Here is a 13,690-nt window from a genome sequence, read left to right on the forward strand (position 1 = left end):
TGGTTTCCGATAGGAGATAGGGGGGGCGAGCAATCGTGGGCGCGGGCGGCGCCCGTCGTCGCCGTCAGGACCGATCCGATCCCACGAGTGGGGCTCTGTCCTGCCAGCCGTCACCCGCCTCGACACGGATATCCCGGGCCGTAATCGGCTCGCCGCATTCGGAGCAGACCATCTGCGGATGCATGGCGTGGCCACACGCCTTGTGAATGTGCTTGACCGGGGCGCCACGATCATCAGCCATGTGTTTGTCGCCCCAGTTCACCAGCGCCAGGATCACGGTGTACAGGTCCAGGCCTTTCCCGGTCAGGCGGTATTCCTCCCGGCGCGGGCGCTCCTGGTAGGCTGACTTGTACAGGACCCCGTGTTCCACCAGTTTCTTCAGCCGGTCGGTCAGGACGTGCCGGGTGATGCCGAGGCGACGTTCGAAGGTCTCGAACCGGCGTACCCCCAGAAAGCAGTCCCGCAGGATCAGCAATGTCCAGCGATCCCCCACCACGGACAGGGTCCGGGCCAGTGAGCAGGGCTGCTGATCCAGTTCTTCCCAACGCATCCAGTAACGTCCTCTGATGACATGAATCCCCAGAATAGCTTGACAAGTTCTGTAATGGAACTGACTGTTTAATGAGTTCCAAAAAAGAACCTACAAAAGCGGACAACGATGCCCCGGAGGCAAATCGCTATGGAAACGAACAGCGGACAGGATAACCCGCACCCCCAGGTGGCTGTGGTCATTGGCGCCGGAGAGGCCACCGGCGGTGCCATTGCCAAACGCTTTGCCCGGGAAGGGTTGGTGGTGGTCGTTACCCGTCGCCATCGCGAGGCGCTGGAACCGTTGATGGCGGACATCCGGGAAGCCGGCGGGACGGTGCATGGCTACGGCTGCGATGCCCGTGACGAGGCGGCCATGGTCGAACTGTTCGATCGGATCGAGGCCGATATCGGTGAGGTGGCACTTGTCGTCTTCAACATCGGAGCCAACGTCCGCTATTCGATCACCGACACCACCGCCCGGGTCTATCGCAAAGTGTGGGAGATGGCGGCCTTTGCCGGATTCCTCACAGGCCGCGAAGCCGCCCGGGTGATGCTGCCGCGCCGCCGGGGAACCCTCATCTTCACCGGGGCGACCGCATCCCTGCGCGGTGGTGTCGGCTTCTCGGCGTTTGCCGGGGCGAAGTTTGCTCTGCGGGCCCTGGCCCAGAGCATGGCCCGGGAATTGGGGCCGCAGGGCATTCACGTGGCGCATGCCGTGATCGACGGCGCCATCGACACGGATTTTATCCGCGACAATTTCCCGGACCGTTACGCGCTGAAAGATCAGGGCGGCATTCTCGATCCCGGGCATGTCGCGGATCAGTACTGGCAATTGCACTGCCAGCCCCGGGATTGCTGGACCCATGAGCTGGATCTGCGCCCCTGGATTGAAACCTTTTGAGGAGCTTGACCATGAACGCCATCATTGATGTGTACTTCGACGTCGGCAGCCCGGCCAGCTATCTCGCCTGGACCCAACTGCCGGCCCTGGCCGACCGCTGCCAGGCACGACTCAACTGGCGCCCCATGCTGTTGGGTGCCGTGTTCCAGGCAACCGGCAACCAGTCACCGGTGATGATCCCGGCCAAGGGCCGATACATGACCATGGATTTTCATCGGTTCGCCGCCAGCTACGGCGTGCCGTTCCGGTTCAACCCCCATTTCCCGATCAATACACTGACCCTGATACGTGGTGCCGTTGCGTTTCTCGACACACCGAGGTTCGATGACTACCTGACCGCTGTGTTCAATGCCATGTGGGTCGATCAGAAAAACATGGCCGATCCCGAAGTGGTGGCCAGCGTCTGGGCGGAGGCGGGCTTCGATCCCGGGGCCGTGATGGACCAGTGCAACGCGGCGACCGTCAAGCAGCGCCTCCGGGAGACCACTGACGAAGCGGTTGAAAAGGGCGTCTTTGGTGCGCCGACGCTGTTTATCGGGAACGAAATGTTTTTTGGACAGGACCGCCTCTGGCAGGTCGAACAGCGACTCCAGACCAACGGATAGAAGGGGCTTTTATGACTGGACAAGCGAAAAAACACGTCTTCGATCAATCCATTGCCCTGACACCAAGCGGGGACAACAGCTGGCAGGGGCAGTTCCCGCCGGCCTACGCCAACATGGTCGGGCCGTTTGGCGGGGTGATTGCCGCGACCCTGCTTAACGGCGTCCTCAACCATCCCGAGCGCCTGGGCGACCCGGTTTCCATGACCGTCAATTTTGCCGGCCCCATTGCCGACGATCACTTCGATGTGGCCACCCGCCCCTGCCGGACCAACCGGTCCACCCAGCACTGGATGATCGAGCTGACCCAGGGTGGCGAGACGGCGGTAACGGCGACGGTACTCACCGGTGTTCGCCGGGACAGCTGGGAAGGCAGCGATGTCAGCATGCCCGATGACGTGCCGCCGTTCGATGAGGTGGAGCCGTTCGACGTCGGGCGTAGCCTGCCGTGGGTGGCCAATTACGACCTGCGCATCATCGATGGCGGTTTCGATCCCTCCGGCAGGACGCCGGAACAGGCCCACGGTGCCTCCCGCCTCTGGGTGAGGGACAAGCCATCCCGGCCGCTGGATTTCACCTCGCTGATGGCGATCAGTGACTGCTTCTTCCCGCGGATCTTTATCCGTCGCCAGGAGCGGATGCCGGCGGGTACTGTGTCGCTGACCACCTACTTCCACGCCGATGGCGACACCCTGGCACGGCAGGGTGATCTGCCCGTCCTGGCCGAGGCCCGGGCCCAGCGGTACTTCAAGGGTTATTTCGACCAGAGCGCCGAACTCTGGGGCGCGGATGGGCAGTTGCTGGCGACCACACATCAGGTGGTGTATTTCAAGGGCTGAGATCTGGCGCGGGCGCTGGAACCGACGTACCGCCGGGACGTCAAACCTGCCAGAGATGGAGGAAATCAGGATGCAGATCAAGTGGGGTAGAGACCGCGCCGGAATCCGGTGGGTGATTGTGGCCGCCGCAGGCGTTCTCCTGGCTGGCTGCCAGAGCCCGGGTCTGCGCCCTTTTGATGGCGCTGTCGGATATACCTTTGCCAGTCGGGGCAGTGAATGGCGGGTCAGCTACACCGACCGGGCGGGGCGTGACTGGTCCGAACTGGAGATGCAGGCGCTGGCGGCCTGTGCCCGTGAGACGGGACAGCCACCTGAGCGTCTGCATCTGGCGAACCTGACCCGGAATGAGTTCGCCCGCGATGTTCCGGTGCCGGTGTCCTATCCCGCCGGCGTCGTCAACACGCCGATCAGCAACAACGGCGGTATGGGGGCGCAGGCGCAATCCCCCCTGACGTTTACCCAGACCGAGCAGGTGATCCAACGGGTCAGCTTCCGCCAGGTCACCGCAGTCTGTCAGGCGGTCTGATCCGGCAGGACCTTGCGCAGGAAATCCCGGGTGCGCGGATCCCGGGGATTGGAGAACAGCTCCGACGGCGGGCCCTGTTCGACGATGCGGCCGCCGTCGACGAAGATCACCCGATCCGCCACATCCCGGGCAAAACTCATCTCGTGGGTAACCACCAGCATGGTCTGGTGTTCGCGGGCCAACTGTTTCATCAGCCCCGGCACTTCCTCGACCCATTCCGGGTCCAGCGACGACGTGGGTTCGTCGAACAGGATCACCTCGGCACCGGTGGCCATGGCCCGGCCAATGCCCACCCGTTGTTGCTGGCCGCCGGACAGGGAGGCGGGATAGGCCTCGGCCTTGTCGGCCAGACCGATCCGCTGGAGAATCTCGCGGGCTTTCTGGCGGGCCTTCTCCTTGGGCCACCTGTCCACCACGATCAGCCGCTCGGCAATATTGTCGAGCGCATTCTTGTTGGCGAACAGCGCGTAGTTCTGGAACACGAAGGCGGTACGCCGGCGCAACGCCAGAATATCCTTGCGTGAGGTGGAGCAGGCGTCGACGGTCAGGTCGCCCACGGTGATTTCGCCGGCGGTCGGCGTTTCCAGGAAGTTGATGCAGCGCAGCAGGGTCGACTTGCCGGTCCCGGAGGGACCGATGACCACGACGATCTCGCCCTTGGCGATATCCAGGTCAATGCCGTCGAGTACCGTCTGTTTGCCGTACTCCTTGCGCAGTCCTTTCAGTTGGATCATCGGCTATAGGCCCTGTTCAGTCGATGTTCCAGGTAACGCTGCAGCCAGGACAGCAACTCCACGATCCCCCTGTAGATAATCGCCACAATGATGAAGGCCTCGAAGTACAGGAAGCTGCCGGCGGCTTCTTTCTGGGCGGACCCCATCAGTTCAGTCACCCCCAGGGTGAAGGCCAGTGAAGTGGCCTTGATCATGTCGAGGAAGTAGTTCATCAGCGTGGGTACGGCGATGCGGGTGGCCTGCGGCAGGACGATGCGCCGCATGAGCTGGGCGTTGGTCATGCCGATCGACAGGGCTGCTTCGGTCTGGCTGCGGTCCACGCCGACGATCGCCGCGCGGATGGATTCCGCCATATAGGCGGAGAAGTGCATGGTCAGCCCCATAATGGTGGCGGTGATGCCGTTGATGGCGGTCAGGGAGCTCATCAGTTGGGGCAGACCGTAGTAGAACAGGAACAGCTGCACCAGCAGCGGTGTCCCCCGGAAGAACGAAATGAACAGCATGGCGAACCGGTCGAGTACCGGCACCTTCAGCACCCGGATCACCGCCAGCAGGCAGGCGAGGACCAGCGCCAGCACCATGCCGGCGGCGGCCATCTCCAGGGTCAGGGGCAGATACTTGAGCAGTACCGGTATCAGCCCCAGCATGTAGTCGAGATCTAGGACATTCATTCAACCGCCCCGGTTCAGGGTGTGGTGATGTCGGTGCCGAACCAGGATTCGGAAATGGATTTCAGGGTGCCGTTCTCGCGCAGTTTGGTGATGGCCTGATCCACCTGGTCCCGCAGGGCGCGGCCCTCTTCCGTGTCGCGGAACGGATAGGCATTGCTGATGCTGGAAAACGTCGGGCCGGCCAGGGCGAGGGGCAGCGGCTTGTCCTTGATGATCTGGCTGGCGCTGATCCGGTCCATCACGAACGCATCGACCCGGCCCAGGGCGGTGTCCTGCTCCAGGTTGCTCTCGTAGGTACGGATGTCGATCTGGTCCGCATAGGGCAGCTCGCGCAGCAGGGATTCGTAGTTGGAGCCCAGGTTCACGGCGACGCTCTTGCCCTTGAGATCCTCCACGCCATGGATCTCGTCGTTGCCTTTCTTGACCACCACTTGGGCGCCGTCATAGACATAGGGCTGGGTGAACACGTACTTCTAGTAACAGTGCTTTCATCGTATTCTCCCGGTATGCAGGTTGTTGGCGCTTAAGGCTTACGACGGCTTGAGCGCCTTGTACCAGAATTGCATGGGCTTTTCCGTGGGGGCGTGGTCTCCGATATCCGTCCAGGAATAGCCGGTTTCAAGGCCGGGTACGGGTTCATACCCACGCTTGCGCCAGAAGTTGTCCAGCGGTTGGTAATCGTTTGGTCTGGCCGGATGGTCCGCGGGACGGACGACGGCACAGAACACGGCATGGTCAAACCCCGCCTTGCGGGCGTGGGCCTCGCGTTCGTCGAAGAAGGCCACGCCCAGGCCCTGCCCACGGTATTCCCCGAGCAGGACGGATTCGCCATAGTAGAAAATATCGTCTGGATTCCAGCCGGCATCAACAAACGGCTGGCGAAAGGCGTCGTCTTCGTCCGCCATGGGGATGCCGGTCGAGGCACCGACAATGCGCCCGTCGTCGCGGGCTATCACGCAGATGGAGCCGGCGGAGCGGGCATAGGTGCGCAGGTACTGGCGCTCGTAGTCGGCGCTGCCGTCGTACAGGTAGGGAAAATCGCGGAACACGGTCATGCGCAGGTCGGCCAGCGCATCCAGGTGGTCCAGTAGGGCGGCGCCTTGCAGTTTCTCAATTTTCACGGCCATGGGAGATCCCGTTCAGTCCAGTTGAATCATTGTCAGGCTATGGATATGACTGCGCTGGTTTCGGGTTTCAACCCGTCAGGAACCTGCATGATCGACCCACGGGCATCCCGCATGCCGTTCGTCACAGGGCCGAACGCCGGGGGACGGCGTCGAGGGCAAGCAACTGATCGATGGGAACCGGCTTGCTGAACAGGTAACCCTGCAGCAGTTCGCAACCCTGTTCCAGCAGCCAATGGCGCTGTTCTTCCGTTTCCACCCCTTCAGCCACGACCTCCATACCCAGGCCGCGGGCCAGGCCGAGGATCGACAGGGTGATGGCTTTGTCGTCGGCATTGTCAGGGATGTCGCGAATGAAGGAGCGGTCGATCTTTAATCGGGAGAAGGGGAGGTGCTTGAGTCGTGACAACGACGAGTAGCCGGTGCCGAAGTCGTCGATGGACAGCTTGGATCCCAGTGCGCCCAGTTCGTTGAGGATGGCCTGCATGCTTTTGGAATCGTCCTTGATCGCATCCTCGGTGAGTTCGAACTGCAGTTCACTGCCGCTGATGCCATAGTGTTCCAGCATCTCCTCCACCAGCTTGGGCAGGCGATCGTCCATAACCTGCTCGGCGGACAGGTTGATGGCCATCACCGGCAATTCAATACCCTGGCTGGCGGTGCGCTGGCGGTCCTCGCACACCCGGCGCAGGACAGCGGTGCCCAGATCCTGCATCAAGCCGGCATTGCGGGCCACATCAAGGAATTCGATGGGCGACATCCACCCCTGCTCCGGGTGCTCCCAGCGGACCAGGGCCTCAATGCTCACCATACGACGGTCCCGCGTATTCACGATCGGCTGGTAGAACACGTCCAGTTCGTTGCGCAGGATGGCCTGCCGCAATTCGCCCTCGAGTACGAAGCGGGACCGGGCCGTCGAGTGGATGTCCGAATTGAAGGTCTGCATGCGTGCCCGGCCATTCTCCTTGGCGTAGTACATGGCCGCTTCGGCGCTACGCAGGAGCGATTCGGTGTCCTTTCCATCGTCCGGGTACCGGCATACGCCAACGCTGGCCGTCATGCGCAGGGTTCGGTTATCGATCGCGATGGGATCACTGACACAGTGCTGGATCTGGTGAACGATTTGCTCCAGGTTGCAGTCACCGTCGGCATCGCGGACCAGGACGGCAAACTCGTCTCCGCCGATCCGGGCCACCTTGTCCCGGCCCTGCAGATACAGGCTGCGCAGGCGGTTGGCGATTTCGGAGATCACCCGGTTGCCGCCGGCGGCGCCCATGCCGTCGTTCACGCTCTTGAGCCGATCCAGGTCGATCCAGATCAGGGTGAAGCCTTCTTCCGGCCGCTGGCGGATTTTCTGGATCAGGTGGTAGATCCTTTCGCGGAACGACTGCAGGTTGGGCAGCCCCGTCAGGCTGTCGAAATGGGTCACATAGTCCAGTTGCTTCTGGGAGTGGAGCCAGGCCTCGTGGGTATTGATCAGGCTGATGGTGTCGGCAATGGCGGTGGCGAAGGAGATTTCGGGCAGGGTCCAGGCGCGCCGTTTCAGCGATTCCAGGCAGATGACGCCGCTGAGCCGGCCGCCATCGAAGACCGGGGCATCAAGCAGGGAATGGATGCCGGGCGGCACGAAGTAGGACTGGGTAAACTGGGCGGTGCGCCGGTCGCTTCGGGCATCACTGGCATCGATGACGCGGGCGGTCCGGAGGGCCTGGAAGTAGGCCGGGTTGTCCTGTTCCTCCAGGGCGATCGGCTGATAGTCGTGGCCGCCCTCAAGCTGGAACAGGACTTCGCTGTCGATACGGTTTCCCGCCGCATTCATCTGCCAGATGCTGACGCGGTCGACTTGCAACAACTGGCCGGCCAGGTCGCTGAGCGCCGCCAGTTTCCGGCTGCGGTTGTCGTTGATAAAGTCCGGACGATGGTTGAGCTTCAGCAGTGCTTCGTGAAATTCGATGAATGTCTTGTTCTGGGACATCAATGCGTTACCAGTACCGGATTCATAATCGGGAGTCATTTTGCGATCTGCTGACACACCGGGCGATCGGGTTTAATAATGGCAATCCCCTCACGGTCTGTCCAACCCGGTCGGCCGTTTGGCGGTTGTTCCATTCCACAGTACAACAGGAGGTATCATGGCCTGGCATCAGACGATCATCACCCTGGATCCTAAGCCGCGTGGCTTTCACCTGGTCACCGGCGACGTCCTGTCGCAGCTGACGGTGCTGTCGGACTACCGGATCGGTCTGCTGCACCTGTTTATCCAGCACACCTCCGCGTCGCTTGCGGTCAACGAAAACGCCGACCCGGACGTTCGCGGCGACCTGGAGCGGCATTTCAACGTGATGGTTCCGGAAAACGCGCCCCACTACGAACACACCATGGAAGGGCCCGATGATATGCCGGCCCACATCAAGAGCGTATTGATCGGACCGTCACTGACCCTGCCGATTCGCGACGGTCGCCCCGTACTGGGGACCTGGCAGGGCATCTACCTTTGTGAACACCGGGATCACGGCGGTGCCCGCCGGATTGTGGCGACGCTGCAGGGGGAGTGACAACGCGTCGGGATGTCCGTTTGGAAATCGGACATTTTGTGGTTTGGTCGACGTTTCTGTCGTCCAATAAAACAACTTATTACAAAAATGACCTATTCCGGTATATCAACTGTTTCATACTAAGCCTGTAATAAGCCCCATAACAAGAACGATACAGGCGATCTATGGTTCGTTGGTTTTTACTGACAGCACTCCTTGTCACCGGTACCGCTGTTGCGGATCCACTGATTCTCTCGCCCTTTACCCAGAAGGAGGACCTGGCCTCCCACGTGAGTTACTGGGCGGAGGGCAATGGTGAAGTGTCGTTGCAGCAGGTGCTGAAGCTGGACGCCGCCGACTGGACCCGCAACACCGGCGAAGACATCAACCTGGGCTATCAGGACCAGGCCTACTGGTTCCGGCTGAGCATCGAGAATCCACAACTGACGCGCGTGGATAATCTGCTCGAGATTGCCTATCCGGTACTCGACAACATCGAGATTTACCAGGTTGTCGACGAAGTGGTGAGAACGTCGTGGTCGTTAGGGGACAAACAGCCGTTCTACGCTCGGCCCGTTCATTACCGCAACTTCCTGGTCCCGGTCGAGGTGCCGTCGCAGGGGGACACCACCCTGTACCTGCGGGTGCAGACCACCAGTTCGATGCAGTTGCCCATGACCTTCTGGACCCAGGAGGCGTTCTTTGCCTCGGAACAGCCGCGGTTGCTGCTGGAGGGGGCCTACTACGGCATCGTGCTGGTGATGATCCTGTACAACCTGTTCGTGTTCCTGGCGGTGGGCGAACGCAGCTTCCTCTACTACGTGGGCTACATCACCGCGATGCCGCTGTTCCTGGCGAGCCTGCACGGTATGGCCTTCCAGTACCTCTGGCCGGAAGCGACTTGGTGGAACGACCAGGCCATCATCTTTTTCCTCAACCTGACAGTGACGTTTGGCGGCATCTTTGCCATGCGCTTCCTGTCGGTGCTGCCGCGGACCCATCCGGTGCTGGCCTGGGCGACGATCATCGTCGCGGCGCTGTCCGCCGTGTTTGCCCTGGCGGCCCTGGTGGTGCCGTACCGATACATGATTCACCCGACGATCATACTGGCTGCGATCGGCTGCACCGGTATGGTGGTGCTGGGCCTGGTCCGCTGGCTGAAGCAGGATCCCGCGGCCCGTTACTTCGGGGTGGCCTGGTTCTTCATGCTGTTTGGCGGCGTGGTGCTGGCGCTGAACAAGTTCACCGTGCTGCCGCAGAACCTGTTTACGGAGAATGCCACCCAGGTCGGATCGGCGCTGGGGGTGATCCTGCTGTCCATTGCCCTGGCGGATCGTCTCAACAAGGAAAAGAAGCGTAACTTCGAGGCCCAGCAGAAACTGTATCGGGAAGAGCGTAAGGCCCGACTGGCGCAGGAGAAGAGCCTGCAGATCCAGCAGGAAGCCAACGCGTTGCTGGAAGAGCGGGTACAGGAGCGTACCCGGGACCTGGAGAACCTCAACGAACGACTGATGGAACTGAGCGCCACCGACGCGTTGACCGGACTCAAGAACCGGGGACACTTCGACCGGGCCTTCCAGTCGGCCTGTGTCAAAGCCTATCGGTTTGGCCAACCCCTCTCGCTGTTGGTGGTGGATATCGACCACTTCAAGCAGTTCAACGACAAGTACGGCCACTTGGTGGGGGACGATTGCCTGCAGATGGTCACCCAGGGTATCCGCCAGTTCGTGACCCGCCCGCAGGATCTGGCGGCGCGCTATGGCGGCGAGGAGTTCGTCGTCCTGCTGCCGGACACTCCGGAGGAGGGCGCCGTGCGCGTGGCGGAAAAGATCCGCCAGGACATCGCCGCCACCGATTTCCGCGTGTCGGACGAGATCCTGCGCCTGACGGTAAGCATCGGCGTCTGCTCCCTGATCCCTGGCCAGGCCGATGCCACCAAGCAGATCTTCACCCGTGCCGACCAGGCACTCTATGAGGCCAAGGGCGCCGGTCGCAACCGCGTGTCAGTCTTCCGGCCCGACGAGGAAGCGGCCCTGAACCCGGTGTGATGCCGACCGTCGCGCCCCTCCTACAGGGACGTCTGATCCCGCGCCTGCCAGCGTGACTTCAGGGCATCGGAGAAACGCTGGTCTCCCTTGTCTTCCGTGCTCAGCAACAGCGTAAAGTAGCTCCCGTCGGTGCGGGTGATCTGTACCAGTGTGGGCGAGTTCAGGCTGCCAGGCGTCACCTTGAGATCGGCGATCTCGTCGAACCCGACCTTCTCGGTCTGCAGGCGTGATGCGGTATCGTGCCAGTAAGCAAACACACCCTGGCTGGTCAGGCCGTTGCCCTCGGCCGTGTAATCCAGGAAACCGCTCGCATAGAACTGGATGAGCGTTTCGCGGGGTGTCAGCAGATGTTCGCGATCCAGAAACAGGCGCACTTTCGTGGGAACCTTGTCGCCGGCCATGACGTGACTGGGCGGCACCAGGTAGAGGGTGGTGCCCAGTTCAAAGGCGAAGATCACCGCGAAGAACAGCGCCAGGATCCCATGCCGTACTCGCCAGCGGGAATTGAAGCGGAAGCGGTCGTTGTCCCCGTTGAGCTGGTTGTAGAAACGCTGCAGCGGCAGCAGGCAAAGGCTGGCCAGGATCAGGGCGCCGTAACAGACCCATATGACGGAGCTGGAGGTCAGGGTGCCCAGGACAAAATACGCCACAGCCGGCACTGCAAGCGCCGCGGTAGGCCAGCGCAGTGACGCTTCCGGCAGGGTCTGGCGGCGGGCGTCGGCGTACAGTCCGTACAGTGTAAAGCCCAGGAAAAACGCGCGCACCGGGGCCCACAGCGGCCGCTGGTCCCGATCCCGGATGTAGGCCCAGTTCCGGTAACCCCAGAACAGCGAATACAGGCCCAGGGACATGATGTTCAGCAGGATGAGTTTGGGAACGGACACCGGGTAGTAGGCGCCGCCGTCGAGGGTTTTCTCGTGGCGGCGGTCCCGCAGGTAATCCACCACGCTGATCACCAGCAACAACAGCACGAGCGATACCACGATCACGCCGATGCCATAGGGTGAGATGGGTGCGTCCGGGCCGGGGCCGTCGAGGGTTTCCTGCAGCCCGTAGTAACGCAGGTCGTTCACCTGCTGCAGGTCGGCCATGAAGGCTTCGGTGTCGGTCGCGGGGACATGATCGGCCTGCGAGCGGAATCGATGACTGACCGTTAGCACGCCGCCGGTGTAGGTGACGTCCCGCTGGTAGTCGAAGTAATCGCTGTCCACACGCTGGTGTTCTTCCGGCAGCATCCACTGACTGCCCAGGTCCACCTTGATGTCCTGGCGCAGGCGGATGGGATCAAACAGCGCGTAGGGCGCGGTGCGATGGCGGGTCGCCGGTGCGCTGAGGAAGTTGCTGAGCTGATCGCCATCGAGCCACGCCACCCGGCGACTGGCGTCTTCATCCTTTTCCCAGAGTGACGGAACCTCGTAATGCTCCTCGATGACCATCCGGTTTTCTTCCGGATAGTCGTGGTAGGTGGCAGGGCTGTACGTTTTAACGCCTGGATACAGCGACTCGTAGTAGTCCAGGTAATCGCTGTGGAACTGCTCCCCCGAGCGGGCAATGCGGCCGCGGATGTAGCTGGCCTCGCTGCCCCGAAACTCGGTCATGATGATCAGTTCCCCGGCTTGCGAGGCGTCCTCCGGCAGCAGGACCCGCTGAGTGACGGTCTGGCTGGGGAATGCGGAGTCCGGGATGACAGGTCGGATGACTTGGGGGGTATCCGGTCCGTCACCGAGGATCAGGCCGGCGCCAAACACAGCCGGCGTACGGAACTCGAGGGCCCCGCGCTGGTGCGTGTCGGTGGCGTCCAACCAGTACGATCGGCCGTTGAGCTGCGCCCGCGTGATGACGTGGTCGAACAGTAGCGGGCTGGCGGGTTCGTCAACGATGGTCTGGCGCAGGCTGGTGTTGACCAGCACGGCGTTCGCCGGGATGTCCAGTTGTTGAAGCAGCGTGTTGAGCAGCAGGGTCTTGTCCTTGCAGTCCCCGAACCGGCGCTTCAGCGTCTGCGATGGCTCTGACGGCTGGTGCGACCCGGCACCCAGCTCAATCCCCACGTAGCGGATGTCCTGTTGCACGAACGACAGCGCGGCGGTCAGACGTTGTTCCGGTGTTTGGGTCCTGGCGCGGATGTCGTCCGCCAGGGCCCGCACGGAAGGCGCCGGATGGTCGGGGATGCGGAACAGCCTTGATGCCCATTGATGGATCGTCGGCCAGCCGCTGAATTCGCTGAGTGTGACGGTGGGCTTGTCGACGTACCAGCCTGGGGCTTCGCTGTCGACGTTCTGGCCCGGCACATTGTCCCGCTGCCGGCGGTATTCGATGATGCCATCCTGGCGGGTCTGCTCGAAGTCGGCCCGACCGGGGCGTGCCTGCAGTGTCAGTGGCTGGGTTTCCGGCACGAGGATGCGCAGTGAGTGTCGGGCCAGGGAAACGCTCCACTGCAGGGGCAGGAACGCCGAGTAGCGTCCGTCGAAAACGGGATTGTTGCCGATGACGGAATAGCTGTACTCCACCGTATCGCCCACGCGCAGGTCATCCAGCACCGTGTGCGCGGTGAGGTTACCGTTATAGAGCTGGCGTTCCAGGTTGGATTCCCGCTGGTAGATCTGGAAGTCGGCCGTGGGCAGCCGGTCGATGACACGCCCGTCGCGATGGATGCGGATGCGGTGGATCACGATGGATTCGTAATCCGGGTCGTAGGTGACGGACAGGGAACTGTTGTCCTGCAACCCTTCGGCGTTGCGGATGTGATTGGCAAGGTGAAAGAACTGTCGTGGCGTATCACCTGTCAGGTTCAGCTGCTCGTCGAAAAGCAGGACGTCGGTGCTGCCGGACCCTTCATGACCGTCGGATTCCACGACAGGGATGTCTATCGGAGTAACCCAGTCCGGTACCGGTCCGGTGGGCACTTCCGCGGCTCCGGCTGTCGATGCAGACAGTCCCAGGATCAGGACGAGCAGTAGGGTAAGGGGGAAGGCACTTGCGTCCTGCAAGCGGGATCGGGGATTCATTCCTTGGTAACCTTTTGTGGACAGCGGACCTGGCAGGAGAAGGGCGGAGCGGAATGGCGAGCGCCCGGACTCTGCCGACGACGTCAGTGCGGCAGCGCGCCGGCTCCGGGGCCGCGGTGCTGTATAGGCAGGGCAGCCGGGGAGCGGGCGAGTGCCCTCTCCATAGTAGCACGGC

At 62.2% G+C, this 13,690-nt stretch carries 13 protein-coding genes; 6 read left to right on the top strand and 7 right to left on the bottom strand.

Annotation, left to right across the window (positions count from 1 at the left end):
- Window positions 1–64: 64 nt before the first annotated feature.
- Window positions 65–550 carry a winged helix-turn-helix transcriptional regulator gene (locus tag EZI54_RS05680; RefSeq protein ID WP_131479927.1) on the bottom strand — a complete coding sequence of 162 codons (486 nt, stop codon included), beginning with the start codon at window positions 548–550 and terminating at the stop codon, window positions 65–67.
- A 129-nt stretch (window positions 551–679) separates the two neighbouring features.
- On the opposite strand from EZI54_RS05680, the gene EZI54_RS05685 reads away from it, so the two are divergent.
- The 4 genes from EZI54_RS05685 (at window position 680) to EZI54_RS05700 (ending at window position 3,399) form a co-directional block, all read left to right on the top strand.
- Window positions 680–1,432 carry an SDR family oxidoreductase gene (locus EZI54_RS05685; protein WP_131479929.1) on the top strand — a complete coding sequence of 251 codons (753 nt, stop codon included), beginning with the start codon at window positions 680–682 and terminating at the stop codon, window positions 1,430–1,432.
- An 11-nt stretch (window positions 1,433–1,443) separates the two neighbouring features.
- Window positions 1,444–2,037: a 2-hydroxychromene-2-carboxylate isomerase gene (locus tag EZI54_RS05690; RefSeq protein ID WP_131479930.1), complete on the top strand. Its 594-nt coding sequence runs from the start codon at window positions 1,444–1,446 to the stop codon at window positions 2,035–2,037.
- An 11-nt stretch (window positions 2,038–2,048) separates the two neighbouring features.
- Window positions 2,049–2,873 carry an acyl-CoA thioesterase gene (locus tag EZI54_RS05695; protein WP_131479932.1) on the top strand — a complete coding sequence of 275 codons (825 nt, stop codon included), beginning with the start codon at window positions 2,049–2,051 and terminating at the stop codon, window positions 2,871–2,873.
- A gap of 70 nt (window positions 2,874–2,943) precedes the next feature.
- Entirely contained in the window at window positions 2,944–3,399 is a 456-nt protein-coding gene (locus tag EZI54_RS05700; protein WP_131479934.1) for a hypothetical protein, read from the top strand.
- On the opposite strand, the gene EZI54_RS05705 is transcribed toward EZI54_RS05700, so the two are convergent.
- The 5 genes from EZI54_RS05705 to EZI54_RS05725 form a co-directional block, all read right to left on the bottom strand.
- On the bottom strand, window positions 3,387–4,133 hold the full coding sequence (locus tag EZI54_RS05705; protein ID WP_131479936.1) for an amino acid ABC transporter ATP-binding protein: 747 nt from the start codon (window positions 4,131–4,133) through the stop codon (window positions 3,387–3,389). The two genes, EZI54_RS05700 and EZI54_RS05705, sit on opposite strands and share 13 nt — an antisense overlap.
- Window positions 4,130–4,804 carry an amino acid ABC transporter permease gene (locus EZI54_RS05710; protein WP_131479938.1) on the bottom strand — a complete coding sequence of 225 codons (675 nt, stop codon included), beginning with the start codon at window positions 4,802–4,804 and terminating at the stop codon, window positions 4,130–4,132. Before EZI54_RS05710 ends, EZI54_RS05705 begins: the two co-directional genes overlap by 4 nt.
- A gap of 14 nt (window positions 4,805–4,818) precedes the next feature.
- Complete coding sequence (locus tag EZI54_RS05715; protein ID WP_242674348.1) at window positions 4,819–5,271, bottom strand: transporter substrate-binding domain-containing protein; 453 nt, start codon at window positions 5,269–5,271, stop codon at window positions 4,819–4,821.
- Window positions 5,272–5,334: 63 nt separating this feature from the next.
- A complete protein-coding gene (locus tag EZI54_RS05720) occupies window positions 5,335–5,931 on the bottom strand; it encodes a GNAT family N-acetyltransferase (RefSeq protein WP_131479940.1) in 597 nt (198 codons plus the stop codon).
- 121 nt (window positions 5,932–6,052) lie between these two features.
- Entirely contained in the window at window positions 6,053–7,942 is a 1,890-nt protein-coding gene (locus EZI54_RS05725) for a putative bifunctional diguanylate cyclase/phosphodiesterase (RefSeq protein WP_242674349.1), read from the bottom strand.
- Between the two features lie 118 nt (window positions 7,943–8,060).
- Between EZI54_RS05725 and EZI54_RS05730 the strand changes: the two genes are divergently transcribed.
- Together EZI54_RS05730 and EZI54_RS05735 are read left to right on the top strand one after the other, a co-directional pair.
- Window positions 8,061–8,483 carry a secondary thiamine-phosphate synthase enzyme YjbQ gene (locus EZI54_RS05730; protein WP_131479942.1) on the top strand — a complete coding sequence of 141 codons (423 nt, stop codon included), beginning with the start codon at window positions 8,061–8,063 and terminating at the stop codon, window positions 8,481–8,483.
- 164 nt (window positions 8,484–8,647) lie between these two features.
- The gene (locus EZI54_RS05735) at window positions 8,648–10,510 is read left to right on the top strand and encodes a sensor domain-containing diguanylate cyclase (protein ID WP_131479943.1); all 1,863 of its coding nucleotides are present in this window, start codon (window positions 8,648–8,650) and stop codon (window positions 10,508–10,510) included.
- 20 nt (window positions 10,511–10,530) lie between these two features.
- On the opposite strand, the gene EZI54_RS05740 is transcribed toward EZI54_RS05735, so the two are convergent.
- A complete protein-coding gene (locus EZI54_RS05740; RefSeq protein ID WP_131479946.1) occupies window positions 10,531–13,515 on the bottom strand; it encodes a DUF3857 domain-containing protein in 2,985 nt (994 codons plus the stop codon).
- Window positions 13,516–13,690 lie beyond the last annotated feature (175 nt).

It is taken from the genome of Marinobacter halodurans, from assembly GCF_004327985.1.
In the GTDB taxonomy this organism is placed as follows: domain Bacteria; phylum Pseudomonadota; class Gammaproteobacteria; order Pseudomonadales; family Oleiphilaceae; genus Marinobacter_A; species Marinobacter_A halodurans.